The sequence below is a fragment of the Pelomonas caseinilytica genome, assembly GCF_021353235.1.
GTDB lineage: Bacteria > Pseudomonadota > Gammaproteobacteria > Burkholderiales > Burkholderiaceae_C > Pelomonas > Pelomonas caseinilytica.
Map to the genome: position 1 here is coordinate 1 of NZ_JAJTWT010000016.1, position 26,205 is coordinate 26,205.

At 68.4% G+C, this 26,205-nt stretch carries 24 protein-coding genes; 8 read left to right on the plus strand and 16 right to left on the minus strand.

From position 1 onward, the window contains the following. Positions 1–170: 170 nt before the first annotated feature. The gene (gene aceA, locus LXT12_RS24155) at positions 171–1,469 is read right to left on the minus strand and encodes an isocitrate lyase (RefSeq protein WP_419964793.1); all 1,299 of its coding nucleotides are present in this window, start codon (positions 1,467–1,469) and stop codon (positions 171–173) included. 266 nt (positions 1,470–1,735) lie between these two features. Here aceA and LXT12_RS24160 point away from each other — a divergent pair, with 266 nt between their 5' ends. Together LXT12_RS24160 and LXT12_RS24165 are read left to right on the plus strand one after the other, a co-directional pair. Then, entirely contained in the window at positions 1,736–2,293 is a 558-nt protein-coding gene (locus LXT12_RS24160) for a GNAT family N-acetyltransferase (RefSeq protein WP_233394865.1), read from the plus strand. Positions 2,294–2,334: 41 nt separating this feature from the next. Then, the gene (locus LXT12_RS24165; RefSeq protein ID WP_233394866.1) at positions 2,335–2,481 is read left to right on the plus strand and encodes a hypothetical protein; all 147 of its coding nucleotides are present in this window, start codon (positions 2,335–2,337) and stop codon (positions 2,479–2,481) included. Positions 2,482–2,541: 60 nt separating this feature from the next. Here the strand turns inward: LXT12_RS24165 and LXT12_RS24170 are convergent, their stop codons facing one another. The 6 genes from LXT12_RS24170 to queG form a co-directional block, all read right to left on the minus strand. After that, positions 2,542–3,144, minus strand: a complete 603-nt coding sequence (locus LXT12_RS24170; RefSeq protein ID WP_233394867.1) for a MarC family protein — start codon at positions 3,142–3,144, stop codon at positions 2,542–2,544. Positions 3,145–3,236: 92 nt separating this feature from the next. Next, positions 3,237–5,603, minus strand: coding sequence for a TonB-dependent receptor plug domain-containing protein (locus tag LXT12_RS24175; protein WP_233394868.1), 2,367 nt, complete (start codon positions 5,601–5,603; stop codon positions 3,237–3,239). Positions 5,604–5,796: 193 nt separating this feature from the next. Further along, positions 5,797–6,672 (minus strand): site-specific tyrosine recombinase XerD, encoded by an 876-nt coding sequence (gene xerD / locus LXT12_RS24180; RefSeq protein ID WP_233394869.1) that lies wholly within the window; start codon positions 6,670–6,672, stop codon positions 5,797–5,799. Next, positions 6,665–7,630, minus strand: a complete 966-nt coding sequence (locus LXT12_RS24185; RefSeq protein WP_233394870.1) for a tripartite tricarboxylate transporter substrate binding protein BugE — start codon at positions 7,628–7,630, stop codon at positions 6,665–6,667. The genes xerD and LXT12_RS24185 overlap by 8 nt, the downstream gene beginning before the upstream one ends. 44 nt (positions 7,631–7,674) lie before the next feature. Further along, positions 7,675–8,280 carry a chalcone isomerase family protein gene (locus LXT12_RS24190; protein ID WP_233394871.1) on the minus strand — a complete coding sequence of 202 codons (606 nt, stop codon included), beginning with the start codon at positions 8,278–8,280 and terminating at the stop codon, positions 7,675–7,677. Further along, positions 8,277–9,413, minus strand: a complete 1,137-nt coding sequence (gene queG / locus LXT12_RS24195; protein ID WP_233394872.1) for a tRNA epoxyqueuosine(34) reductase QueG — start codon at positions 9,411–9,413, stop codon at positions 8,277–8,279. The genes LXT12_RS24190 and queG overlap by 4 nt, the downstream gene beginning before the upstream one ends. A gap of 24 nt (positions 9,414–9,437) precedes the next feature. Between queG and tsaE the strand changes: the two genes are divergently transcribed. Both tsaE and LXT12_RS24205 read left to right on the plus strand, forming a co-directional pair. Then, the gene (gene tsaE, locus LXT12_RS24200; protein WP_233394873.1) at positions 9,438–9,881 is read left to right on the plus strand and encodes a tRNA (adenosine(37)-N6)-threonylcarbamoyltransferase complex ATPase subunit type 1 TsaE; all 444 of its coding nucleotides are present in this window, start codon (positions 9,438–9,440) and stop codon (positions 9,879–9,881) included. Positions 9,882–9,886: 5 nt separating this feature from the next. Continuing rightward, the gene (locus LXT12_RS24205) at positions 9,887–11,290 is read left to right on the plus strand and encodes an N-acetylmuramoyl-L-alanine amidase (RefSeq protein WP_233394942.1); all 1,404 of its coding nucleotides are present in this window, start codon (positions 9,887–9,889) and stop codon (positions 11,288–11,290) included. Between the two features lie 713 nt (positions 11,291–12,003). On the opposite strand, the gene LXT12_RS24210 is transcribed toward LXT12_RS24205, so the two are convergent. The 5 genes from LXT12_RS24210 to LXT12_RS24230 form a co-directional block, all read right to left on the minus strand. Further along, complete coding sequence (locus LXT12_RS24210) at positions 12,004–13,944, minus strand: CocE/NonD family hydrolase (protein WP_233394874.1); 1,941 nt, start codon at positions 13,942–13,944, stop codon at positions 12,004–12,006. Between the two features lie 72 nt (positions 13,945–14,016). Further along, a complete protein-coding gene (locus LXT12_RS24215; RefSeq protein WP_233394875.1) occupies positions 14,017–14,229 on the minus strand; it encodes a YbdD/YjiX family protein in 213 nt (70 codons plus the stop codon). Then, positions 14,222–16,288: a carbon starvation CstA family protein gene (locus LXT12_RS24220; protein WP_233394876.1), complete on the minus strand. Its 2,067-nt coding sequence runs from the start codon at positions 16,286–16,288 to the stop codon at positions 14,222–14,224. The genes LXT12_RS24215 and LXT12_RS24220 overlap by 8 nt, the downstream gene beginning before the upstream one ends. A 153-nt stretch (positions 16,289–16,441) precedes the next feature. Further along, positions 16,442–16,699 (minus strand): hypothetical protein, encoded by a 258-nt coding sequence (locus tag LXT12_RS24225; RefSeq protein WP_233394877.1) that lies wholly within the window; start codon positions 16,697–16,699, stop codon positions 16,442–16,444. Positions 16,700–16,780: 81 nt separating this feature from the next. After that, entirely contained in the window at positions 16,781–17,032 is a 252-nt protein-coding gene (locus LXT12_RS24230; protein ID WP_233394878.1) for a hypothetical protein, read from the minus strand. Between the two features lie 110 nt (positions 17,033–17,142). Here LXT12_RS24230 and tnpA point away from each other — a divergent pair, with 110 nt between their 5' ends. The 3 genes from tnpA (at position 17,143) to tnpC (ending at position 19,452) form a co-directional block, all read left to right on the plus strand. After that, positions 17,143–17,490, plus strand: coding sequence for an IS66-like element accessory protein TnpA (tnpA, locus tag LXT12_RS24235; protein WP_233394879.1), 348 nt, complete (start codon positions 17,143–17,145; stop codon positions 17,488–17,490). A 14-nt stretch (positions 17,491–17,504) separates the two neighbouring features. Beyond that, positions 17,505–17,819 carry an IS66 family insertion sequence element accessory protein TnpB gene (tnpB, locus tag LXT12_RS24240; protein ID WP_349255049.1) on the plus strand — a complete coding sequence of 105 codons (315 nt, stop codon included), beginning with the start codon at positions 17,505–17,507 and terminating at the stop codon, positions 17,817–17,819. A gap of 76 nt (positions 17,820–17,895) precedes the next feature. Next, entirely contained in the window at positions 17,896–19,452 is a 1,557-nt protein-coding gene (gene tnpC, locus LXT12_RS24245; RefSeq protein ID WP_233394881.1) for an IS66 family transposase, read from the plus strand. 39 nt (positions 19,453–19,491) lie between these two features. Here tnpC and LXT12_RS24250 read toward each other — a convergent pair whose 3' ends face one another. After that, positions 19,492–20,070: a GNAT family N-acetyltransferase gene (locus LXT12_RS24250; RefSeq protein ID WP_233394882.1), complete on the minus strand. Its 579-nt coding sequence runs from the start codon at positions 20,068–20,070 to the stop codon at positions 19,492–19,494. A gap of 271 nt (positions 20,071–20,341) precedes the next feature. Between LXT12_RS24250 and LXT12_RS24255 the strand changes: the two genes are divergently transcribed. Beyond that, positions 20,342–20,722, plus strand: coding sequence for a hypothetical protein (locus tag LXT12_RS24255; protein WP_233394883.1), 381 nt, complete (start codon positions 20,342–20,344; stop codon positions 20,720–20,722). A gap of 15 nt (positions 20,723–20,737) precedes the next feature. On the opposite strand, the gene LXT12_RS24260 is transcribed toward LXT12_RS24255, so the two are convergent. The 3 genes from LXT12_RS24260 to LXT12_RS24270 all read right to left on the minus strand — a co-directional run bounded on the left by LXT12_RS24260 (position 20,738) and on the right by LXT12_RS24270 (position 26,155). Beyond that, complete coding sequence (locus tag LXT12_RS24260; protein WP_233394884.1) at positions 20,738–21,364, minus strand: response regulator transcription factor; 627 nt, start codon at positions 21,362–21,364, stop codon at positions 20,738–20,740. Next, positions 21,361–22,734 (minus strand): cache domain-containing protein, encoded by a 1,374-nt coding sequence (locus LXT12_RS24265; RefSeq protein ID WP_233394885.1) that lies wholly within the window; start codon positions 22,732–22,734, stop codon positions 21,361–21,363. Before LXT12_RS24265 ends, LXT12_RS24260 begins: the two co-directional genes overlap by 4 nt. 67 nt (positions 22,735–22,801) lie before the next feature. Beyond that, positions 22,802–26,155 carry a S41 family peptidase gene (locus LXT12_RS24270; RefSeq protein WP_233394886.1) on the minus strand — a complete coding sequence of 1,118 codons (3,354 nt, stop codon included), beginning with the start codon at positions 26,153–26,155 and terminating at the stop codon, positions 22,802–22,804. Positions 26,156–26,205 lie beyond the last annotated feature (50 nt).

Below are 26,205 nucleotides of genomic sequence, written 5' to 3' on the forward strand. Positions count from 1 at the left end.
CCACGCTTCCTTCCCACGCTCGGTCGCCCTCACGCAGTTGCGCTTCGCTTCGCTCACTGTGACCAGCTCGCGGGAGGACTTGCACCTCCAGGATGTGCGCCCATGCTGGGCGCACACAAAAAAGAGCCCGCCAAGGCGGGCTCGAAAGTCGGGAGTTGACGTTCCCTGGATCAACCGTGCTTGGCGTCGAAGAACTGCTCGTCTTCCGTCGAGCCCTTGAGGGCGGCCGTCGAAGCCTGGGCTTCGATGGTGGTGGTGACGGCGTCGAAGTAGCCGGTGCCGACCTCGCGCTGGTGCTTGACGGCCGTGAAGCCCTTCTCGGCTGCGGCGAACTCGGCTTCCTGCAGCTCGACGAAGGCGCTCATCTGGTTGCGGGCGTAGCCGTGGGCCAGGTTGAACATCGAGTAGTTCAGGCTGTGGAAGCCGGCCAGCGTGATGAACTGGAACTTGTAGCCCATGGCGCCGAGCTCGCGCTGGAACTTGGCGATGGTGGCGTCGTCGAGGTTCTTCTTCCAGTTGAAGCTGGGCGAGCAGTTGTAGGCCAGCAGCTTGCCGGGGAACTTGGCGTGGATGGCCTCGGCGAAGGCCTTGGCGTAGGCCAGGTCGGGCTTGCCGGTCTCACACCAGATCAGGTCGGCATAGGGCGCATAGGCCAGGCCGCGGCTGACGGCCTGCTCCAGGCCGTTGCGGGTGCGGTAGAAGCCTTCGACCGTGCGCTCGCCGGTGCAGAAGGGCTTGTCGTTGTCGTCGATGTCGCTGGTGACGAGGTCGCCGGCTTCGGCATCGGTGCGAGCCACGAGGAGCGTGGGCACGCCCATGGTGTCGGCGGCCAAGCGGGCGGCGACGAGCTTGTTGACGGCTTCACGGGTGGGCACGAGCACCTTGCCGCCCATGTGGCCGCACTTCTTGGCGCTGGCGAGCTGGTCTTCGAAGTGCACACCGGCGGCGCCGGCCTCGATCATGGCCTTCATCAGTTCGAAGGCGTTGAGCACGCCGCCGAAGCCGGCTTCGGCATCGGCCACGATGGGGGCGAAGAAGTCGATGTCGCCCTTGCCTTCGCTCCACTGGATCTCGTCGGCGCGCTTGAAGGTGGCGTTGATCTTGCGGACGACCTTGGGCACCGAGTCCACCGAGTACAGGGACTGGTCGGGGTACATCTCGCCGTTGCTGTTGGCGTCACCGGCGACCTGCCAGCCCGACAGGTAGATGGCCTTGAGGCCGGCCTTGACCTGCTGCATGGCCTGGTTGCCGGTCAGGGCGCCGAGGGCGTTGACGAAGGGCTCGGTGTTGACGAGGTTCCACAGCTTCTCGGCACCGCGCTTGGCCAGGGTGTGCTCGATCTCGACGGAGCCGCGCAGGCGCACGACGTCGGCGGCGGTATAGCCGCGCTGGATGCCCTTCCAGCGGGGGTTCTCGGCCCAGTCCTTCTCGAGGGCTGCGATCTGTTGTTCACGGGTCAGGCGGCTCATGGAAATCTCCTTGCAAACATCGAAAACCGATGGCGCAAGACTAGTCCTGCCCCGGGCGCTTGTGGAGGGTCAAGTCTTATATAAGACAAAAAACTTTATCTTTAAAAAACAGTGACTTAGATTGTATTTTTCAAATCGCAAAACGTCATTCACCATAATGAGAAAAATTGCGGCGCCGCAACATCGCTGCTTTTCACGATCTGAAAGGTGACTTTCGAATCGTGAGAACGGGTCGTTTCAGAATGGCCCGCTCGCTCACACTTGCCATGCCTGTCCTGCAGCCCCCCCGCCTTCGCCTCGAGCCGCTCGACGACCGCCATTTCGAGGGTCTGCACCGCCTCAATCGCGACCCGGTCGTCATGCGCTACATCACCGGCCGGCCCGACACGCTGCAGGACACCCAGTCCATGATCGACCGTGTCAAAGCCCGCTGGGCCGAGTTCGGCTATTCATGGTGGGGATTCATACGCCGCGAGGACGGTGAGTTGATCGGCAGCGGCTGCATCCAGCACCTCAACCGCGACCCCGAGGGACCGCTCGAAACCGGCTGGCGGCTGCGCCAGGACGCCTGGGGTCAGGGCTATGCCAGCGAGGCAGCCCGCCACATGGTGGGCTGGGCCTTCGAGACGCTGAAGCCCGAGCTGGTCTGCGCGGTTTGCCAGCCGCCCAACGTGGCCTCGGCCACGGTCATGGAAAGGCTGGGCATGCGCTACGTGGGCCTGGGGCGCTGGTACGACATGGAGTGCAAGCGCTACGACATCACCGCCGATGACTGGCCAGCCTCGCCGGGCCACGCCGCCTGGTGTGCCGACCTGGCGGGCTGAGGCATAGTCCGGCGCTACCCATTCACTTGCGAGGAGGTCCCATGGCCAACACCGAACAGCGCAGCAACAAAATGGCGAAGAAGCCCAAGAAGGACGCCGCGCCCGGCAAGACCGCCGGCTCCGACCGGCCGGTCGCGCCCATGACCGCTGTCATGCCCAAGGGCAAGGAAGCCAAGAAGCAAAAATAGGCGCTCCGCCCAAAAAATGGGGTCAGAGTCGATTTTATTTAATCGACTCTGACCCCATATTTAGAGCCCGCCGACGAAATAGCGCTTCAGGCCGGCCAGCACCATCTCGACGGCGATGGCCGTCAGAACGAGGCCCATCAGCTTCTCGATCGCCGAGACGACCGAGTCGCCCAGCAGCTTGCGGATGCGGTCCGCCAGCACCAGCACGACGCCCGACACCAACATGGCAGCGCTGAGCGCACCTATCCATTCGTAGATGCGGTCGGGCTGGCGCGATGCCAGCAGCAGCACCGTCGCCATCGCCGACGGTCCGGCAAGCAGCGGCACGGCCAGCGGAAAGATCAGGGGCTCGCGGCCCGGCTCCAACCCATAGGCCGACTCGCCCGAGCCGCCGAAGATCATGCGGATGGCGATGATCATGAGGATCACGCCGCCAGCCACTTCCAGCGAGCGCTCCGACAGGTGCATGACCCGCAGGAAGCCCTCGCCCAGGAACATGAAGGCGAAGAGCACGCTGAAGGCGATGCCCACCTCGCGCATCGCCACCCGCGTGCGCCGCTCCCGCGGCACCGAACGCATGATGGGGATGAAGATGGGCAGGCTGCCGAGCGGGTCGAGCACCAGCAGCAGCAGGATCAGGGCGGAGAGGAAGCTGTGGTCCATGCCGGCATTGTCGGCGGGCGGCAAAGCCGCGCGGCGAGGCACGGCCCGGGGCACAGGGCGGCACCGCCTCCCGGCGGGCCGCCGCGGCCAGGTCAGAAGCGGTAGTGCATCCGCGCGTAGTAGGACGCGCCGTTCAGACCGAACTGCAAGCTCTCATAGTAGAAGCCGTTGTCGGTCTCGTTGGGGTCCTGCTTGGTCGGGTGGACGTTGAAGACGTTGCTGCCGCCCACGCTGAACTTGAGCGCCGGCGTGGCCTGCCAGCTCAGGCCGAGGTCCATTGACGCCTTGGGCTTGTAGACCTGGTTGGGCACCGGCGGGCCAGAGAAGGTACCCAGGGTCTGGCCGCCGAAGCGGATGATCTTGGCCTCGCCGGTCCACGCCCCCTGGCTGTACTCGAAGCCCAGGGTCTCCTTGTCGCGCGGGCCGCCCTGCTCGATGAAGAGTCGCTCGCGCTCGGACAGCAGCACGTCCTCGAAGCCCTTCAAGGAGGCCGGCGCATTGACCGCGGTCACCAGCGTATGGCTCACGTTGAGGGCCAGGAAGGTGTTCAGCATGCCGGCGCCCACCTTGGCCCGCGTTGAGGCTGTGAGGTCCAGGCCGCGCGTGCGGGTGTTGACGGAATTGACGAAGAACTGCGCCTGACCGACTCCGAGGCCCTGCAGGATCGCCCCCAGCGCCGGATAGTTGTCGGCATCGAAGCGGCCGGACAGCACGATGCGGTCCTTGATCTTGATCTGGTAAAGGTCCAGCGTGATGGCCGTGTCGGTGCTGGGCTTGGCGGTGAAGCCGACGGTGTAGTTCCTGGACTTCTCCTGCTTGAGCGCCGGCACGCCGGCGGCGTTGGCGATGGTGCTGCCGTTGGGGGCCAGCACGACGTCCAGCGGCTTGCCGCTGATGAAGTCGGTGAAGGTCGACGAGAAGTAAAGCTGCTGCAGGCTGGGCGCGCGGAAACCGGTGCTCGCCGCGCCGCGCAGCAGGAAGCCGCTGTTGACGGCATAACTGCCGGCCAGCTTGGCAGTCGTCTCGGACCCGAAGTCGCTGTAGTGCTCCGTGCGCACGGCCGCGTCGGCCGTCAGCGACGGCGTCAGGTTGGCCTCCCAGTCCACATAGAGGGCCTGGCTGCTGCGGCTGCGGCGGGTGGCGTCCGACGGCTGGAAGCCGGGAAAGCCCTGGCTGCCGGCGTTGCCGCCGAAGCCCACGCCGTCGGCATCGATGTAGGAGCCCGGCTCGCCTGCAACGATGTTGTACTTCTCGCGGCGGTATTCGGCGCCGAAGGCGACGTTGCTGCCACCCAGCAGTTCAGGGAAGAAGCGGCTGACGTCGAAGTTGGTGGTGTACTGGTCGAAGCCGAAGCCGCCCGCATTGAAGCTCGACGGGCTGACGCCCTTGCCACCGGCCAGCAGGTCCTTGTTGGCGATGGAGGCGTTCAGCGTGTGGCTGATGTCGTAGCGCAGCTTGTTGGAGCCGAAGGTCTGGGACAGGTCAGTCTCCCAGCCGGCGAAGGAGGACTTCCAGCCGACGATGAGGTAACGGTCCTCGATCTTGCCGTTGATGAAGGGCACGAAGCCGTCGGGGTACATGGCTGCCGAATTGCGGCTCGGGATGTCGTCGGAGCCGACGCCACCGCGGGCCCAGGCCGCCGAGGATGCATCGCGGTTCTGCGCACCGGCGGTCAGGTAGAGCTTGCTGTCGCCCGCGATGGGGAACTCACCGTTGAGGTAGACCGTCTTGTTCTGCACCTTGGTGTCACCAATGATGCGGGGGTAGAAGTCCTGACCACCGCGGCTCGAGCGCCCGCGATCCTGCCACTCGCCGGTGATGCCGAGCGTGCCGCCGCCGAGCTTGACGCCGCAGTAGGCCGAGGCCAGCCAGTTCTTGCCGTCGCCGGCCGAGTACTGGCCATAACCGGCCACCGCCTCGCAGCCGGCCTTCTTCTTGAGCTGGATGTTGATGACGCCGGCGATGGCGTCCGAGCCGTATTGGGCCGCGGCACCGTCGCGCAGCACCTGCACGTTGTCGATGGCCAGCAACGGCAGGGAATTCATGTCCGTCCCAGTGGAGCCCCGGTTGCGGGCGCCGAAGAGGTTGACCAGGGCCACCGTGTGGCGGCGCTTGCCGTTCACCAGCACGAGGGTCTGGTCGGAACCCAGGCCGCGCAGGGCTGCCGAGTCGATCAGGTCGGCGCCGTCCGCCCCCGTCTGGCGGGTGGAGTTGAAGGACGGCGACAGGTATTGCAGCGACTGGGCAAGGTCGAATTGCCCACCGCTCTCGGCGACCTTGCTCATCGAGTAGATGTCGACCGGCACGAGGGTGTCGGTCGAGGAGGCCGCCGGCAAGGACTTGCGCGAACCCAGGACGGTGACGCGTTCCAGGTTGTTGGCCTCCTGGGCCAGCACGGCGGACGAGCCGAAGAGGCTGAGAGCGGCCAGGGCGACCGGCAGAAGGCGGTGAACAGGCATGACGACTCCGTGAAGCTTTGTGATGGCGGCGGAGTTTGCCCCGGTCCACCGTGGCCTGGCCCCTCGGTGTTGTGGCCCGCCGACAGCTTGAAACCAACGAAACCATCGAAGCCCCGGGGCAACCCGAAGCCCTCGGCCTCGGCACGGTGCGTGCGCACCAGAGCGAGGCAAGACCGGCCCTGGCTGGTCGCCGCTAACCGCGGGGATGGTGCTGGGCGTGCAGTGCCTTCAGCCGCTCACGCGCCACATGGGTGTAGATCTGCGTCGTCGACAGGTCGGCATGCCCCAGAAGCAGCTGCACTGCGCGCAGGTCCGCCCCATGATTGAGCAGATGCGTGGCGAAAGCATGGCGCAAGGTATGCGGCGACAGCGGCACCGTGATGCCGGCGGCGAAGGCGTGCTTCTTGATCAGCGTCCAGAACATCTGCCGGGTCATGCCGGCGCCGCGCGCGGTGACGAAGAGGTCATCGCTGCTCTGCCCGGCCAGGATTTCGGCCCTGGCCTCCCTCAGGTAGCGCGCCAGCCAGTCGCGTGCATGCTCGCCGAAGGGCACGATGCGGCTCTTGGCGCCCTTGCCCGTCACGTGCAGCACCGCATCCTTGAAGGCCAGGTGGGCGCTCTTGAGGGTCACCAGTTCCGAGACCCGCAGGCCGCTGGCATACATCAGCTCGAGCATGGCGCGGTCGCGCAGGCCCAGCGGGGTGTCCACGTCCGGCGCGGCCAGCAGGGCCGTCACCTGGGTTTCGCTGAGCAGCTTGGGCACACGCAGCGGCTGGCGCGCGGTGGTCAGCTTGAGCGTGGGGTCCGCCTGGATGCGGCCCTCGCGCAGCGCCCAGCGGAAATAGCGCTTGAAGACTGACAGCCGCCGATTCGCGCTGGTCGCCTTGCCGGCCGGCCGGGCCACCGCGTATTCGAACAACTGCGCCTCGGTGCAGGCGTCCAGCGGCGTCGGTGCCAGCCAGGCGGCGAGCGCCGCCAGGTCGCGCCGGTAGGCCGCCTGCGTGTTGGCGCTCAGGCCGTCTTCCAGCCAGAGCGCCTCGACGAAGGCCTCGATGCCCGGGTCAGTCAAGTTTCAGTTTCTGCGCCGCCACGACCTTCCGGTAGACGTCGAGTTCGGCCGCGATCTGGGCCGCGAATTCCTGCGGCGTGTTGGCGATGATGAGCGAACCGGTGTCCTCGATGCGCTTCTTCACGTCGGGGAGTTCGGTCGCCTTCTTGACGGCGCCGTGCACCTTGTCGACGACTTCCTTGGGCAGGTTCTTGGGCCCGTGGATGCCGTAGTAGGCCATGCGGTTGACCGGCTCCAGCCCCACCTCCTTGAAGGTCGGCACATTGGGCAGGGCCGCCAGTCGCTGCGGCGCCGCGACGACGATGGGGATGAGGCGGCCGTCCTTGATGAAGGGCAGCGCCGAGGGCAGGTTGTCGAAGATCATCGGCACCTGACCGGCGACGGTGTCGTTCAGCGCCGGGCCGGCGCCGCGGTAGGGGATGTGCAGCACGAAGACGCCGGCGAGCGTCTTGTACAGCTCCATCTGCAGGTGGCCGATGCCGCCGGTGCCCGAGGTCGCATAGCTGTGCTTGCCGGGGTTCTTCTTGAGCTCGGCGACGAAGCCCTTGTAGTCGCGCGCGGGGAAGCTCGGATGCACGGCGATCACGTTGGGCGTGGCCGCGATGTTGATGATGGGCGTGAAGTCGGTCAGCGGGTTGTAGGCGATCCTCGGGTTGATGGCCGGGTTGGCGGCCGTCGTCGAGACGGTCGCCACGCCGAGGGTATAGCCGTCGGGAGCGGCGCGCGAGATCTCGGTGGCGCCCACCGTGCCGCCGCCGCCGGCCTTGTTGTCCACCACCATGGTCTGGCCGAGCAGGCTGGCCATGCGCTCGGAGACGATGCGGGCAATGATGTCCGTCGTGCCGCCAGGCGCGAACGGCACGATCAGGCGCACGGGCTTCGCGGGATAGCCCTCGGCCCAGGCGAGAGGGCTGAGGCCGGCCAGCGCGGCGGCTTGGAGGACGGAACGGCGTTGCATGTCATCGGTCTCCGGTGTTCTGGAGAGCCGATGCTAGCCCTAGATCAGGACGCCGGCTGTCCGAGCAGCCCGGCGCGCAGCCGGTTGTCGGTGACCTTCTCGCCGAGGAAGACCTTCAGGAAGGCGGTGTAGAAATCCTGGCCCTCGATGGGCTTGCCCCACACCTTGCCGTTCACCGTCAGCACCGTGCCGCCCTGGGCCGGCAGGTAGTCGATGCGCAGCAGGTCGCCCTTCTTCACGCGGCCGACCTCGGTGATGGCGGCATTGAACTGCCGCACGCGCTCCGCCACCGCAGCCTTCTCGGCCTCCGTGCAGTTGCGCTGCACGCCCTTGTCGACGGCCTTGACGAACTCCTGCGTGGAGACGTCCTTCACGAGCGGGATGACGATGCGCATCTCCAGGCGCTTGGGCCCGGGCTGGGCATAGACCGCGTCCGGCGTGGTCGTCTTGTGCGGCAGGTACAGGGCTGCAAGGTAGAGCGGGTAGATGGCCACCTGGCGCTTGCCGGCACCGTTGAGCTGGAGACTGGTGCCGTCGAGCTGCAGCGTGTCGGCGAAATCCTGGCCCTCATAACGCAACGCCTGGGCGGGCAGGGAGACGGCGGCGGCCAGGGCCAGGACGGCGGCGTGGCGGCGGATCGGCAGGTTCATTCGAGGGCTCCAACGGAAGGCGGTGCGGACGATAACGCGCCGGGAGGCTGCGGCGCGGACAGGGCCCAGGCGACATGCTCCGCCACCACCGGGTCGGCACCCTCCCCGGCCCGCTGAAGCGCCGCCCGCAGCGCCGCGTCGTCCACCTTGCGCAGCGCATTGCCCGCGGCCACGGCGAGGTTGCGGCGCCAGCGCACAAAACCGATGCGGCGGATCGCAGACCCTTCGGTGCGGCGCAGGAACTCGGCCTCGTCCCAGCCCAGCAGCGCGGCAATCGGCGTGCCCGCCAGGCCCGGCCGCACATCGAAATCCGCCAGCACCGCCGGCGCGGCGAACTTGTTCCACGGGCAGGCCAGCTGGCAGTCGTCGCAGCCGTAGACACGGTTGCCCATGAGCGGGCGCAGCTCCGCCGGAATGGGGCCGTCGTGCTCGATGGTGAGGTAGGAGATGCAGCGCCGCGCGTCGACCCGGTAGGGCGCCGTGATGGCCGCCGTCGGACAGACGTCCAGGCAGGCCCGGCACTCGCCGCAATGGCCGCTGATGGGCGGTGTGAGCGGCAGGGCCAGGTCGACGAAGAGTTCGCCGAGGAAGAACATCGAGCCGGCGTCGCGGTGCAGGGTCAGGGTGTGCTTGCCGCGCCAGCCCAGGCCCGAGCGGGTGGCCAGTTCGACCTCCAGCACCGGCGCCGAGTCGGTGAACACCCGATGCCCGAGCGGGCCCACCTCGCCCTGCAGCCGCTCGGCGAGCTTCTGCAGCCGCTGGCGCAGCACCTTGTGATAGTCCCGGCCACGGGCGTAGATCGAGACCTGGGCCTGGCGAGCGTCGGCCAGGCCGGCCCATTCGATGGCCTGCCAGCCCGGCGGCGTGGAGCGCGGCAGATAGTCCATGCGCGCGGTGACGACGCGCAGCGTGCCCGGAACCAGTTCGGCCGGCCGGGCGCGCTTGAGGCCGTGGGCGGCCATGTAGTGCATGTTGCCGTGATGGCCGGCGGCCAGCCAGGCCAGCAGCCCGGGTTCGGCGCTCGACAGGTCCACATCGGCCACTGCGATCTGTGAGAATCCCAGCTCATGCGCCCAGCCGCGCAAACGCTCCAACAGCGCGGCGGCATCGACAGTGGACGGGACATCCTGCATTTGGCCTTGATTCTAGAAACGCGCTTGCACTGGCCCGACGAGGCCGCCGCCGAAGCCACCGCCCAGCGCCTGGCCCGGGCCCTGCTCCCCGCCCCGAACGCCCTCATCGAACTGCACGGCCCGCTCGGCGCCGGCAAGACCACCTTCGTGCGGCTGCTGCTGCGCGCCCTCGGCGTGCAGGGCCGCATCAAGAGCCCGAGCTACGCCGTCATGGAAAGCTATGCCCTGCCCTGCGGCGCCACGGCCAGTCATTTCGACTTCTACCGCTTCGGCGACCCGCGCGAGTGGGAGGACGCGGGCTTGCGCGACGTCTTCGCGGCGCCGGGCCTCAAGCTCTGCGAATGGCCCGAGAAGGCCGCGGGCCAACTGCCCGCCCCCGACCTTCAACTCTTCATCGAACCGACATCCGGCGATGGCCGCGACGTGCGGGCCGTCGGCGCGCCGCGCCTCGTCGAGGCGCTGGCATGACGACGATGCGCCGCCGCTCCTCGCTCGGCCTCCTCGCCCTGCTGCTCAAGGCGCCGCAAACCCTGGCCGCGCCGACCCAGCCCGGCCAGGCCAGCATCGTCGCCGTGCGCGTGTGGCCGGCGCAGGAGTACACGCGGGTCACCATCGAGTCCGACCAGGCGCTGGCGGCCCGGCATTTCCTCGTCGACTCGCCGCACCGCCTCGTCATCGACATCGAGGGCCTGGCACTGAGCCCCGGGCTGCGCGAGCTGATCGGCAAGGTCAAGCCCGACGACCCCTACATCAGCGGCGTGCGCGTGGGCCAGAACACGCCCACCGTCGTGCGCATCGTGCTCGACCTGCGCCAGCCGGTGGCGCCGCAGATCTTCACGCTGACGCCGGTGGCGGCCTACAAGCACCGCCTCGTCTTCGACCTCTATCCCAAGTTCCAGGCCGACCCGCTGCTGGCCCTGGTGCAGGAGCGCGAGAAGGCGCCAGCTCCCGCGACGACGCCGGCCCAGCGGGCCGAGGCCGCGGCCAGCGCGGTCAACGACGCACTGGGCGAGCTGATCCAGAAGATCGAACGTCCGCCGGCGCCGCCCGCCTCCTCGGCCCCCTTGCCGCAGCCGCTGCCGCAGCCACCGGTGGCTGCCGCGTCCAAACCCGCGCCGCCCCCGCCGCCCGCGGCGGCGGCCGAACCCAAGATCGACCGCCTCATCATCATCGCCCTCGACCCCGGCCACGGCGGCGAGGACCCGGGCGCCGTCGGCCCGTCGGGCCTGCGCGAGAAGGACGTGGTGCTGTCGGTGGCCCACAAGCTGCGCGAGCGCCTGACGGCCAACGCCAACATCCGGGTGCTGATGACGCGCGATGCGGACTTCTTCGTGCCGCTGCACGAACGGGTTCGCAAGGCGCGGCGCGTGCAGGCCGATCTCTTCGTCTCCATCCACGCCGACGCCTTCTTCACGCCGCAGGCGCGGGGCGCCTCGGTCTTCGTGCTGAGCGACGGCGCCGCCACCAGCGCTGCCGCGCGCTGGATGGCCAACCGCGAGAACGCGGCGGACATGGTCGGCGGCGTCAACGTCGGTGCGGCCACCAACGACGCCAACGTGCTGCGTGCCCTGCTCGACATGAGCACGACGGCCCAGATCAAGGACAGCCTCAAGCTCGGCGGCGAGGTGCTGGGCCAGATCGGCAAGGTGGGGCGGCTGCACAAGGCCAAGGTGGAGCAGGCCGGCTTCGCGGTGCTGAAGGCGCCGGACATCCCGAGCATCCTGGTGGAGACGGCCTTCATTTCCAACCCGGAGGAAGAGAAGAAGCTCCGCGACCCGGACTACCAGGACCAGCTGGTGGACGCGCTGGCGACGGGGATCGCCAAGTACTTTGCGAAGAATCCGCCGATGGCGAGGCGGCGGAGTACGACGCTCTGAGTCTGGCGGGGAGCCTTTGCGACCTCGGTGCTCTGGTTTTTGTCGGGTAGCTTCTGTTGAGAGCCTTTCGGCTCGGTGCTTTGGTTTTGGTCGGGTGGCTTTTGCTGAGAGCCTTTGCCACTCTCTGCACCGCCGCGGGAATCCGCCCCGCGAGGGCGGGTAACTTTCTTCTGTCAGCGCCAGAAGAAAGTCACCAAAGAAGAGGCGCTCTAAACCCAGCGCCCTGCTGCGTTGAACGCCGAGAAGCGCCCCGAGGCGACCCGCTGCGCTCTCGCCGCTGTCCCTATCCCGAGCACCACAAATCGGACCTCCACGCCGCTTAACGCCGGCTGCACGCCGGGCTCACCAATGAAGACACCACATGCCACGACGCGCCGCCCGAGCGGCGCTTGCGTTGAACTCGTGAGTTCGGCGTGCAGCCGACGTTAGGCGCACGGACAGTGGCGGCATCGGGCTCGTCACAAGGACAGCGGCGAGAGCGAAGCGGGTCGCCTGTAGCCCGGTCCGAGCCTCAAGCGCGCTGGGATGCTCGCTTTAAAGCGCCTCTCTTTTGGTGACTTTTCTCTGGCGCCGACAGAGAAAAGTTACCCGCCCTCGCGGGGCGGATTCCCGCGGCGGTGCAGAGAGTGGAAAAGGCTCGATGCAAAGGCAACCCGACCAAAACAAGCCCCCGGGTCGGAAGGCTTTCAGCAACGGCGACCGAACCCGCCCATTCACTCCGCCACCACCACCGGCAACTCCACCACGCTACGCCGATACACCCTCTGCGTCGCCACCCGATAGTCCTGCGGCCTCGCATCGAAGATGCTCGGCACGAAAGTCTGCGGATTGCGGTCGTAGAGCGGGAACCAGCTCGACTGCACCTGCACCATGATCCGGTGCCCCGGCAGGAAGACGTGGTTGGCGTTCGGCAGCGAGAAGCTGTAGGCCAGCGGCTCGCCCGGCTTCAGCGCCTTTGGCTGCGACCACGACTCGCGGTAGCGCCCGCGGAAGATGTCGCCCGACACCATCAGCTGGTAGCCGCCCAGCGCCGGCTGGGCCGGCACTTCGTCGGGGTAGACGTCGATGAGCTTGACCACCCAGTCGCTGTCCGTGCCGCTCGTGGATGCGACCAGGCGGGCCACCGGCTCGCCGGCGATCTTGACCGCGCGGGTCAACACCTCGCTGGTGTAGACCAGCACGTCCGTGCGGCCCGAAGCCTCGCGCTGGTCGTCCACCAGCCAGCGCGGCCAGGTGAGGCCCTTGGCCTCGTCATAACCCATGGGTCGGATGGGCCGCTGGCGATAAGGCACGGGCTTGGCGGGGTCGGAGACATATTCATCGAACCCGGCGTCCCCACCGCGCGGCGCGCCGCCGAGGGTCAAGGCACCGCCGGGCTGCAGCGCGAGCGGCGTGGGCTGGATGCGGCAGCCGGCCGTGCAGCCTCGCGGCCAGCCGTCGAGCCCCAGCCAGCGCCCCGTGCCGGTCTCGTAGGCCGTCACCCGCGCCAGCGGCCGGGCCGGCTTGATGCCACGCAGATGCTCGTCCAGGAAGGGCTTGAGCACCTGCTGGCGGAACTCCCAGGCGGTGTCGCTGCGGAACTTGATCGCGCCGATGAAGCTGCCGTCACCGATGGCGCCTCCATGCACCCACGGCCCCATGGCCATGCGCACCAGCGGGGCCGAATCGGCCCGCGCCGTCAGCGCCTTGTAGACGGCCGGCGCGCCATAGATGTCCTCGGCATCCCAGAGGCTGTGCACCAGCAGGGTCGGCACGGTCAGGGGCCGGGCCGCGAGCAGCTTGTCCATGGCCTGCTGCTGCCAGAAGTCGTCATAGCCCGGATGGGCGAGCAGCTTGCGCCAGTAGCCGCTCTGGCCCAAGCCGCGGCGACGGCCGAGCTCACCGGCCGAGCCGGCCTGCAGGAAGGTGTCGTAGTCGTCGTAATGGCTGCTGAACCACTTGGCTTCGTTCTTGCGCGTCACGACCTGCTCGTAGACATAGCCCATGCCCTGCTGGCGGAAGGCGCCGTGGTGGAACCAGTCGTCGCCGCGCCAGCCGTCCACCATGGGGTTCATGGGCACGGCGGCCTTGAGCGCGGGATGCGGGTCCACCAGCGCCGCCAGCGACAGGAAGCCGTCGTAGGAGATGCCGATGATGCCGACGCGGCCGTTGCTCTCGGGCAGGTTCTTCACCAGCCAGTCGATGGTGTCCCAGGTGTCGGTGGCGTGGTCGACCGGCGTGGGATTGAGCGGGCCGCGAAAGGGGCGGGTCAGCACGTAGTCGCCCTCGGACTCGTACTTGCCGCGGATGTCCTGCACGACGCGGATGTAGCCGCCCTCGACGATGACGTCGGCGGCGTGGTCATAGCCCTGGATCAGCGCGGCGAGGTGGGAACTCTCGTTGTGGCTGGTCAGCTCGGCCGCGTTGTAAGGCGTGCGGGTCAGCAGGATGGGCGCGTCATGGGCGCCCTTGGGAATGAGGATGACGGTGCTGAGCTTGACGCCGTCGCGCATCGGGATCTGCACCACGCGCTTCTCGTAGTCGAAGCTGTCGGTCGCCGGGGTGACGGACTCCGGCGTCTCGCTCGGCAGGCCCGGGTAGGCCGGCGGGTCGGCCGCCAGGGCGGCTCCGCCGGCCAGGGCCAGCACCGTCAGCAAGGATCGCAGCATCTTCATCGTCAACGCTCCCAGGTCATCGTCGTGTGATCCTAGGGGCGTTGGCGCCGAGGGCGCCACGGGGTTGACCCGTCAGCAGCACTTGCCCTGGCGGGCCGAGTAGCGCGCCGCCTGGCGCTCGCGGAAGAAGGCCTCGTAGCTCATGGGCTCGCGGTCGGGATGGGTGGCCCGGTGATGGGCCAGGTAGGTGCCGTAGTCCGGCACGCCCACCATCAGCCGCAGGCCCTGGGTGAGATACCGCCCCGCGCGGGCGGCATCGCGGGCCAGGTCACCCAGCTCACGCATGCTGGCCCGCCGGCAGCGGCACGAAGGCGGTCTCCTGCGCCGTCGGACGGCCCTGGCGGCGCGCCGCCAGGATGCTCTTGACGCTGTACACGAGCACGCTCAGCACCACGCCCATGAAGACGGCGCACAGCGCCGCGTCGAGGCGGTCGTTGAACACCACGCGCTCCATGGCCGCCAGCGTCTTGGCCGGTGCCAGCACCTTGCCCTCGGCGACGGCCGCGGCGTACTTGCCGGCGTGCGCCAGGAAGCCCAGCTTGGGGTCGGGCGAGAAGATCTTCAGCCAGCCTGCCGTCATCGTGCAGGCGAGCAGCCAGGCCGCGGGCAGGGCCGTCACCCAGGCATAGCGGTCCTTCTTCATCTTGAAGATGACGACGGTGCCGAGCAGCAGGGCCACGGCAGCGAGCATCTGGTTGGCGATGCCGAACAGGGGCCACAGCGTGTTGATGCCGCCCAGCGGGTCGACCACGCCCTGGTAGAGGAAGTAGCCCCAGGCCGCCACGCAAAGGCCCGTGGCGACGAGGTTGGCCACCCAGCTCTCGGTGCGCTTGAGCGAGGGCACGAAGCTGCCGAGCAGGTCCTGCAGCATGAAGCGGCCCGCGCGGGTGCCGGCATCCACGGCCGTCAGGATGAACAGCGCCTCGAAGAGGATGGCGAAGTGGTACCAGAAGGCCATCATGGCCTTGCCGCCCACCACCTGGTGCAGGATCTCGGCCATGCCGACGGCCAGGGTCGGCGCCCCGCCGGCACGGGCCAGGATGGTCTTCTCGCCCACGTCGGCCGCGGCCTGGGTCAGCATGTCGGGCGTGATGACGAAGCCCCAGGTGGACAGCGTCTGCGCGACGGTGCCGGCGTCCTTGCCGACGACGGCAGCCGGGCTGTTCATCGCGAAGTACACGCCCGGCTCGATGCACGAGGCCGCGACCAGCGCCATCACCGCGACGAAGCTCTCGGCCAGCATGCCGCCATAGCCGATGTAGCGGGCGTGGGTCTCGTTCTCCAGCAGCTTGGGGCTGGTGCCCGAGGAGATCAGCGCGTGGAAGCCCGACACCGCACCGCAGGCGATGGTGATGAAGAGGAAGGGAAAGAGGCTGCCTGCCCACACCGGGCCGGTGCCGTTCGCGAACTGCGTCAGCGCGGGCATCTTCAGCGGCGGCGCCACGATGACGATACCGATGGCCAGGGCGACGATGGTGCCGATCTTCAGGAAGGTGCTGAGGTAGTCGCGCGGGGCCAGCAGCAGCCACACGGGGATGCAGGCGGCGACGAAGCCGTAGCCGATCAACGCCCACACCAGGTTCACCGGCGTGAAGGTGAACAAGGGCGCGAGCGTCGCGCTCTCGCTGACCGCCTGGCCGCCGAAGATGGCGCCCATCAGCAGCACGAAGCCGATGACCGACACCTCGCCGATGCGCCCCGGGCGGATGAAGCGCAGGTACACGCCCATGAAGAGGGCCACGGGGATGGTGGCGGCCACGGTGAAGGTGCCCCAGGGCGAATCGGCCAGCGCCTTCACGACGATCAGGGCCAGCACCGCGAGGATGATGATCATGATCATGAAGGCGCCGAACAGGGCGATCAACCCGGGCACCGTGCCCATCTCCTGCTTGACGAGGTCGCCCAGCGACCTGCCGTCACGGCGCGTGGAGATGAAGAGGACGATGAAGTCCTGCACCGCCCCGGCGAAGACCACGCCGGCCAGGATCCACAGCAGGCCCGGCAGGTAGCCCATCTGCGCCGCGAGCACCGGGCCCACCAGGGGGCCGGCACCGGCGATGGCCGCGAAGTGGTGGCCGTAGAGCACGTGCTTGTTGGTGGGCACGTAGTCCAGGCCGTCGTTGTACTTCCAGGCGGGCGTCTGGCGCTGGGCGTCCAGCCCCAGCACCTTGTCGGCGATGAACAGGCTGTAGTAGCGGTAGGCAATGAGGTAGGTGCACAGGGCGGCAGCCACGACCCACAGGGCGCTGATCGTCTCGCCGCGGCTCAGGGCCACGGTGGCGAGGGATGCGGCGCCCAGGATCGCGACACCCGCCCAGGCGAGGTGGCGGCGCAGGTTCTGCATGGGGGCTTGTCTCCGATGCGGTGCGCACGTCGAAGGGCGGCGCTACCGTCCGGGCAGTGTCGAAAAACACCAGCCGAAGGGCATCGGTCAAGCCACGCGCACCATCCACGCGGCACCACCTAAGGGTCAACCCTCAAGCCATCCGCACCACCCCTAGCGGCCCGCAGCCTTTTTCATCTTCACGTGCGCTGCAAGCGCCCACGCGTTGAGCGACTCGGCGTACTCCCGGATCAGCTGTGACTGTTTCGAGCCCGCCGCCAGCGCCTTGTCCTGAGCCTGCGCGGCCGCTTTCATCTTCGCGTTGGCTGACGCCGCCCATTTGTCCAATTCAACGGCGTAGTCGCGGAGCAATTTCGACAGCTTGGCGCCCACCGCGCTTCGCTTGCTGTCCAGCTCGGCGGCTCGCAGCATCTTTGCATTTGCCGAGCCAGCCCATGCATCCAGCTGCCTGGCGTACTCTCGTATTGCAGAACTCTCCATGGCCGCACCTCCTCATACGCCCGGCGGCTTGGGGGGCGGCGGTACATCCTTGCCGCCTGAGCCCACATACGCCTTGTATGCCGTCGTGCAGTCCTTGTACACGTCCTGCATGTCTTTGAAGCACTGCTTGCGTTCAGCGTCCGTCGCGGTGTCAGGAAGTTCCATGCATTTTTTCCACTTGGCGACGTTCGCCGCCCCTTTCAAACACGACGGCCCCTTCGTCAACAAGGTGTAGGTGTCACCCCAGGTACGTTTGTCAGCCATTTGAATCTCCCTTCATTGCGTCAATGACAGGGTAGGCGTCCGGCAAAGTCATCTTGAACGAGGGGTCGCCCACGACAAGGATGCTGTCCACGTAACGATAGGTGGACGCGATGACAAGCGACAAGAAGACGAGGCGGCGGTACAGCGAGGCGCAGAAGGCGCAGGTGCTGGCTGAGTGTGACGAGCCGGGCGCGTCGGTCGCCAAGGTCGCGATGGTCCACGGCATCAATGCCAACATCGTCCACCGCTGGAGGCAACTGTCTCGGGGCGAGGGTCTTGCCGGTCCCGCCAAGGCAAGTGGGTTCGTGGCGCTGTCGCTTCCGGCTCCTGCGGTGCCCAACGCCGTAGCGGCTGATGTCCGAGTCGAGCTCCGTCGCGGGCCCGTCGTGATCACCGTCACTTGGCCAGTCAGCGGGGCGGCTGAGCTGGCCGCGTGGATCCGCGAGCTGCTGCGGTGATTCGCATCGACGCCGTGTGGCTGGCTGTGCAGCCACTGGACATGCGACTGGGCACCGAGGCGGCGCTGGCCCGAGTCGTGAACGTGTTCGGCGCTGCCAAGCCACACCACGCCTACCTCTTCGCCAACCGCCGCGCCAACCGCATGAAGGTTCTCGTGCATGACGGCATCGGCGTGTGGCTCGCGGCCAGGCGGCTCAACGCCGGCAAGTTCTCGTGGCCGCTGGGCGGCACCAGCACGCAAAGCCTGACGCGCGTGCAGCTCGACGCGCTGGTGCTCGGCCTGCCGTGGCAGCGCCTGGGCGAGGCCGGCATCATCCGCACGATCTGAAGAGCAGTGCCCTGGCACGGGCAATTGCTGGATGTGCCGATGTGCTGAGAGCGACGCTGCGGCACGATGGCTGTCCATGATCAGCGCGCAGCAACTGGACGCCTTGGACCCGCAGATGCGGCAGGCCGTGCAGTCGCTGCTCGCCGAGGTCCAGCAGCGTGACGCCGAGATCGCCTTCAAGCAGGCGCTCATCGACAAGCTCACGCACGAGATGGCGATCCTCAAGCGGATGAAGTTCGCCGCCACCAGCGAGCGCTTCGCCAGCACCCTCTCGCCCGAGCAGCGAAGCCTGCTGGAAGAGACGCTGGACACCGACATCCATGAGCTCGACGGCGAGCTGCAGCGCCATCGCAAGAAGACCGACCATAAGGACGAGGACGAGAAGAAGGCGCCCAAGCGCGCGCCGCTTCCCGCCCACCTGCCGCGTCGCGACGTGCCGCACGAGCCTGCCGACACGACCTGCGGTTGCGGCAAGGCCATGCAGCGCATCGGCGAGGACGTGTCCGAGAAGCTGGACTACCAACCTGGCGTCTTCACGGTCGAGCGCCATGTCCGTGGCAAGTGGGTCTGCAAGTGCTGCGAGCGCCTCGTGCAGGCACCGGTTCCGGCCCACGTGATCGACAAGGGCATCCCCACGGTCGGCCTGCTGGCCCACTTGCTGGTGGCCAAGTTCATGGACCACTTGCCCCTGTACCGGCAGGAGGCGGTCTTCGCCCGCGCCGGCCATCTGATCGCCCGCTCGACGCTGGCCCAGTGGGTCGGGGAATGCGGCGCGCAGCTGCAGCCCCTGGTGCAGGCCCTGGCCGACGAGCTGCGGCGCCACATGGTGCTGCATGCCGACGAGACGCCGGTGGCGATGCTCAAGCCCGGTAACGGCAAGACCCACAAGGCCTACATCTGGTCGTATTGCACGCCCAGCACCGACCCGGTCAAGGCGGTGGTGTACGAGTTCAGCGAGACCCGCAGCGGCGAGAACGTGCGGGACTTCCTGCGGCTGGACACGTCCGATGCCTGGCAGGGCACGCTCGTCACCGACGGGTTCAGCGGCTACTCGGCCTGCGTCGACAAGGGGGTCACCTCTGCCCAATGCATGGCGCACAGCCGCAGGAAGTTCCACGAGCTGTGGGCCAACCACGGCAGCAAGGTCGGCGAGCAGGCGCTGCGCTTCTACCAAGTCCTGTTCAGCATCGAGCGCCAGGCCGAGCAGATCACCCCTGAAGAGCGACGGCGCATCCGGCAGCGCAAGTCACGACGGGTCCTCGCCGTGTTCCACCGATGGCTGCTGGGGCAACGGCAGTTGGTGCCGCCTGGCTCCGCCACCATCAAGGCCATCGACTACAGCTTGAAGCGCTGGAAGGAACTCACACACTTCGTGAATGACGGCGACGTGCCAATCTCGAACAATTGGGTCGAGAACCAAATCCGCCCAATTGCCGTCGGCAGATCGAATTGGCTCTTCGCCGGCAGCCTGCGGGCGGGCAAACGCGCCGCGGCCATCATGAGCCTGCTGCACTCGGCCCGCATCAACGGTCATGACCCGTACGCCTACTTCAAGGACGTGCTGGATCGCTTGCCGACGCACCCCGTCAACCGGATCGACGAGTTGCTGCCGCATCGCTGGTCACCGAGCTGAAGACCGTTCGCCGTTGGACGGCGATTCCCATCCCCGGTGTCAAGGGCTGGGAATCTGCACCGTGCTCCGGAGGGCAACCGTCAAGGTGTGTTTGGCGGACGCATACATGACAGGCGCTTGACGCAGGCGCCATTCGTAATCGACATAAGTACACGCTTGCGTGGTGCGTATAACCCGCTTGGCGCGAAAGCCGCTGGCCTCGTAGAACCCGCCTACGCGTTCGCGAATGCACGACAGGGACAGCCGGGTCCATCCTTGCGCCTTGGCCCAACCGAGGAGCGCGGTCCCGATGCCGCGGCGTTGCCAGGCGGGCGCCACGTGCAGCTGTGCGACATGGTTCCTGCGCAGCGCGAGGAAGCCGACCGGCACGCCACCGCTCGCAGCGACGATCACTTCGTGCAATGGCAGCAGGACACAGTCGATGTAGCGCCTCGTCGCCTCGAGATCCAACGTCTCATCGCCGTCGTCGTGGGCATCCACCTGTGTGACGTGCCAGATGCGCGCCAGCGCAGACGCCTCATCGCTGCCCTGCATCGGGCGGACGGAAAAGCCAGGCGGCTTCTCCGTGAAGCTTTGGGCACCAACCGCGGATGCACGCGGTACATCGACTTCGACCACCCGTTTCTCCCGCTTACTTTTATCGTTATGTCTCGGCGGCAAAGATACAGCTGCGCACGGGTCTTCGCAACCTTGCTGCCGTGTGAAAACGGGCTCCGTGGGCCCTTCTTTTAGGGAGGCGGTGCGCCCCGCTATCCCGCAGTTCGTACGCCGTCACAGGCCCCGGAACACACTCCCTTACGAACCCGGCCCGAGGGGCGTCAACGAGCGGCATCGGCAGACGTTGATCAGCCATCGAAAAGCCCCTCGCACGGCTTTGCAGGAGGTTCACATGCTTCGTCACATCCTCGCCACCACCCTCGCGACCGCCGCCCTCCTCGGCGCCGGCTCCGCCCATGCCGGCGGACATTGGTCGGTCGGCATCGGCATCAACCTGCCCGCACCCGGCGTCGTCGTGGCGCCCGCCCCGGTCTACGTGGAGCCGGCGCCCGTCTATTACGCCCCGCCCCCGGTCGTCTACGCGCCGCCGCCCCCACCCCGCTACGTCTACCGCGACGTCTACTACGCCCCGCCGCCGCAGATCGTCTACGAGGCGGGCTACCGCGACCGCCGCTGGGAACACCGCCACGACGACTGGCAGTGGCGCCGCGAGCACGAACGCCATGAGCGCTGGGAACGCGACCGCGACGGCTACGGCCCCTACCGCCGCTAATCAGGGCGCCGCTGATCAGGGCTCGCGCGAGCGCTCGACCGCGTAGCGGATGAGCTCGGCCTGCCCGTCGAGTTCCAGCTTGCGCTTGATGCTCTGCCGGTGGGCCTCGACGGTGCGAACCGAGAGGTCGAGCTGACGCGCGATCTGCTTGCTCGAGGCGCCCTGCCCCAGCAAGGCGAGGATCTCGCTCTCACGCGGCGTCAGCACCGGCTTCGGGCTCTGCCCGCGGAACAGCCGGCCGGAGACCGCTGCGCTCAGGAACGTGCCGCCCGCCGCCACGGCATCGATGGCCGAGACGATCTCGGTCGCCGGCGCGTCCTTGAGCACATAGCCCCGCGCTCCGGCCTGCAGCGCCCGCTGCACGTATTCGGGGTTGTCATACATGCTGAACATCAGCAGCTTGATGTCCGGCCGCGCAGCCAGCATCTCCGCGCCCAGCGCGATGCCGTTGACCTCCTTCAGCCCCACGTCCATCAGCACCACGTCCGGCGTGGTGCGCGCCAGCTGCTCCAGCGCCTCGGCGCGGTTGCCGGCCTCGCCGACGACCTCGAAGCGCAGCACCGCCTGCAGCCGCGCGACGAGGCCTTCGCGCACCATCGGGTGGTCGTCGACGAGCAGGATGCGGATGGGGGTCGAGGTCATGCGGCGGCGCGGGCGAGGTCGGCAGCCGAGAGTTTGACGGCAAGCCGGCAGCCCACCCCCGGCGCCGTGACGAGGCTGAGTCGCGCACCGAGCGCATCGGCCCGCTCGCGCATGCTGCGCAGGCCGAGGCCCCGGTCGGCCACCGCCTGGGCCGCCTCGGCGTCGAAGCCCCCGCCGTCGTCGGCCACCTCCAGAGCCAGCCCGCCGCCGCCGTCGAAACGCAGGGTCAGGCCAACCTGCGTTGCGCCGGCGTGGCGGGCGGCATTGTTCAGCGCCTCCTGGGCGATGCGGAACAGCGCCGTCTTGACGGCCTCCGGCAGCTCGGTCTCCTCGCCCTCCACCGTCGCCGTGAAGCGCGTGCCCCCGGCCGCGTCGAACTCGCCGGCCAGGTGCTGCAGCGCGGCAGGCAGGCCCAGGGTGTCCAGCAGGGCCGGCCGCAGGGCGTGGGACAGGTGGCGCACCTCGGCCAGCGTGGTGTTCAGGCGCTTGAGCGCGAGGTCCTGCAGCCGGGCGGCGCCTGCAGGCTCATGCTGGGCCGATTCGATCAACAGCTTGGTCGCAACCAGGGCCTGGCTGACGCCGTCGTGCAGCTCCCGCGCGAGGCGCGCGCGCTCGTCTTCCTGGCTCTGCACCACCTCGCGCGCCAGGGCGCGGAGCTTGGCCTCGGCGCTGCGATGCTCGCTCAGGTTGAGGGCCAGGGCGCCCGCGCTGATCAGCGCCACGCCCAGCACGGCCACGGCGCCCACCCACAGCAGCGTGGTGGTGATGTTCTGGCGCGCGCCGCGCTCCAGCTCGGCCATGGTGGCCTCGATGCCGTCGAGGTACAGGCCCGTGCCCAGCATCCATTGCCACTCGGGGACCATCACGACATAGCCCAGCTTGGGCGCGAGCAGGCTGCTCGATGGCTTGCGCCACAGGTATTCGACATAGCCGCCGCCGGCCTTGGCCTGGGCGATCAGTTGCTGGATGGTGGGCCGGCCGAGCGGGTCGCGCAGCTCCCACAGGTTGCGGCCGATCAGCTCGGGCTGGCGCGAGTGCATGAGCACGCGGCCGTCGAGCGAATAGACGAAGAAGTAGCCGTCGGTGCCATAGTCCAGCGAGGACAGCAGCTGCAGTGCCTGCTGAGGACCGCCGGGCTGGCCTTGCAGCGGTTTCAGCGTGCTGACGGCCAGGTCCACGTAGTGCTTGAGCTCGGTGCGCCGCGCGTCCATGTAGCTGGCGCGCACCAGGGCATGCTCGCGCGCGGCCAGTGAGCTTTCCTGCTGGCGCACCGCCAGCGCGATCAGCGCCAGCGAGGCCAACAGCGGCAGCAGCGCCAGCAGCAGGAGCTTGGCCCGCAGGGAGAGGCCGCGCGTCACGAAGGTGCGCAAGCGTTGGCGCAAAGATGATGCCGTGGCAGCCATCATCGCGCTCAACGCCCTCGTCGTGCTGCCGCGCTCACCGCCCCAACGTCGCTGCGGCCGGGGCCGTCCTGCGCTGGATGGGCTTCCACGCGTCCAGGCGCTTCATCACGTCGGCGATGGCGGCGTCGAGCTGGGTGTCCTCGCCGCGGTTGACGGCGGCGGGGTCGAGTTCGACGTCGAGGTCGGGGGCGACGCCCTCGTTTTCGATGCGCCATTCGCCCTCGGGCGTGAAGAAGCGGAAATAGGGCACGGTCAGGAAGCCGCCGTCGATGAGGTCGGGGTTGACCGAGATGCCGATCAGGCCGCCCCAGGTGCGCTTGCCGACGAGGGGCCCCAGGCCCACGCGCTTGAAGGCATAGGGCATGAAGTCGCCGCCGGAGCCGGCGTCCTGGTCGATGAGCATGGCCTTGGGGCCGTAGATGGCGCCGCCCGGCGTGTCGAACACCAGGCCGTCGCGGTCCTTCCAGCTGCCAAGGTAGGGCCGGGCGAGCAGCTCGGTCACGTAGTTGGCCGCCTGGCCGCCGCCGTTGCGGCGGTCGTCCACGATCAGGGCCTGCTTGTCCACCTGGGCGAAGAACATGCGGTTGAAGTGCTCGAAGCCCTGGCTTCCTGTGTCGGGCATGTAGACGTAGGCCACCTTGCCGCCCGTCTTCTGCTCAACCTTGCGGCGGTTGCCCTCGATCCAGGCCCAGCGGCGCAGCAGGGCTTCGCTGGCGATGGGCTCGACCGTGACCTCGCGCCGGCCCTTGCCCGCCGCGTCCTGCGCGACGGCGACGACGACCTGCTTGCCGACGGTGTTCTCCAGCCGCGCGTAGAGGTTGGTCTTCGCGTCCAGCTCGTGGCCGCCGATGGCGAGCACGTAGTCGCCCTCCTTCACGCCCAGGCCCGGCACAGCCAGGGGCGAGCGCAGGTTGGGGTTGAGACGGTCGCCGGCATAGAGCCGCGTGATGCGGTAGCGGCCCTGCTCGACGGTGAAGTCAGCGCCCAGCAGGCCCACGGCCACCTTGGGCTCCTCATGCACGTCGCCACCGCCCGTGCGGTTGTGGCCGACCTGCAGCTCGGCGATCATCTGCACGAGCAGGTCGTTCAGGTCCTCGCGGCGCTGCACGTGGGCAAGCTGCGGCAGGTAGCGGTCGTACACGGCCTGCCAGTCCAGGCCGTGCAAGGCGGGGTCGTAGAAGAAGTCGCGCTCCATCCACCAGGCCTCGTCGAAGATCTGCTTCCACTCGGCGCGCGGGTCGACGCGGGCACGCAGGCCCGAGGTGTCCAGCGGCTTGCTCTCGCCCTTGTCGTTGGCATCGCCCACCTCCAGCTTGTCGCCGGCCACGCGCAGCAGCAGCTTCTTGTGGTCTTCGCTGAGCGAGAAATCGGCGACGCCGCTGCGCAGCAGCTTGGGCTTGCGCTCCTCGAAGTCGAAGCGCCAGAGTTCGGCCGTCGCGCGCTTCTCGGCCTGGGGCGGCTCGACGCTGGCGCCGGGCTGCGGGCGCTGCAGGTAGAAGAGCGCGCCGTCGGCGGCCACGGCGAGGTTGTCGTAGTTGCGCTCGGCCACGGGCAGGGCGACGAGGCGATCCGCCAGCCCGGCGAGGTCGACCTTGATGGGCTTGACCGGCTCGGGCCGGGCGTCCTCCGCCTTCTTGCCGTCGGCCTTCTTGCCGTCAGCCTTCTTGTCATCAGCCTTCTTGTCATCGGCCTTCTTGTCGTCGTCCTTCTTCTCATCCTTGTCCTTCTTGCCGTCCTCGTCGCCCGCCTTGGGCGCCAGCGGCGACTTGCCGTCGGCCGCCAGCACCAGGGCATAGAGGCCGGCGCGACGCGGGCGCTCCTGGGTGGACAAGTCCAGGCCCACGGCGGCGGGGCCGGTGTTGATGGACGCCGTGAAGTAGAGGTAGTCGCCCTTGGCCGAGAAGGTGGGCGTCGCCGCATGCGCCAAGCCGTCAGTCACCGCATGGTTTCTGCCGGTGGCGATCTCGTGCAGCCAGACGCGGCCGAAGTAGTTGTCGCCCGAGCTGGTGAAGGCCAGCCAGCGGCTGTCCGGCGAGAAGGCCACGTCGACGCCGCCGCGGCGCACGTCGGTGGCGATCTTGACGAGCTGACCCCGCTGTGGCCCGGCCGCCAGGCCCATGCGGTAGAGGTTGAGGTGGTTGTCCTGCAGCACGAGGTGGTGGCCATCGGGCGACCACTCCAGCAGCGTGAAGTAACCCTCCTTGGGCAGCAGGAAGCGCTCGCGGGTACCGAGGCCCGTCTGCGCCACCAGCACGAGTTCATGCCGCATGCCGGGGGCGTCGGAGATGAAGGCGATGTGGCGGCCGTCGGCGCTCCACAGCGCGTCCTTCTCGCGCGCGCCGGAGGTCTCGGTCAGGTTGCGCACGCTGCCGTCCTTCACGGGCACCGTGAACACCTCGCCGCGGGCGCTCACCACCACGCGCTTGCCGGTCGCCGACAGGCGCGCCGAGGTGATGGACTTGCCGGCGTCCTTCCACTGCGTGCGGGCCTGCGGCGCGATGCTGTCCAGCCGGATGTCCAGCACCGCCGGCGTGCCGCCGGCCAGGTCGATCTGCTTGATGCGCCCGCCGGCCTCGTACACCAGCGTCGTGCCGTAGGCGTCGACGGCGCGCACGTCCCACTGCGTTTCGCGCGTGAGCTGGCGCAGGGCCTTGGTGGCGGGGTTGTAGGCGAAGAGGTTGGCCGCGCCATCGGCCCGGTCCGAGATGAACACGACCTGTCCCCCGGCCCAGACCGGCGCCGAGTCGGTGGCGTTGACGTGGGGCACCTGCTCCCAGGCCTGGGTGGCCATGTCCATGATCCACACCGGCGGCGTCGTGCCGCCGCGGCTCAGCCGCCAGCCGCTCGCCCCCGCGTAGGCCGCGCCGTAGGGCCGGTAGGCCAGGCGCTTGCCGTCGGGCGACCAGGCGCCCTCGTAGGCCACGGCCTTCATGACCTGCTTCTCGTAGCCGCCGTCGATGCCGACCTCGTAGAGCTGGTTGCTGCGGTTGTTCAGCACCTCGCGCGGCGACGCGAACAGCACCCGCTGGCCGTCCGGGCTCCAGCCGCTGACGACGTCGGGGCTCGGGTGCCAGGTCAGCCGCCGGGGCTGGCCGCCGTCCAGACCGATGACGTAGACGTCGGTGTTGCCGTCGTAGCTGGCCGAGAAGGCGATGCTGCGGCCATCGGGCGAGAAGCGCGGCGCGAACTCGCTGGCCGCGTGGCTGGTGAGCCGGCGGGGATGCCCGCCGTCGCGGTCGGCCAGCCACAGGTCGCCAGCGTAGACGAAGGCGAGATGGTCCTTGGAAACGGCGGGCTGGCGCAGCATCAGCGTCGGCTCGCTCGCCGCGGCCGGGCCGGAGGTCATCCAGGCGCAGGCCAGCGCAAGTGCGAAACGGGACGGGGTCATCGGGATCTCCGACAGTCTCGAAAAACCCGCGACTCTAGTCCTGAAGCCCG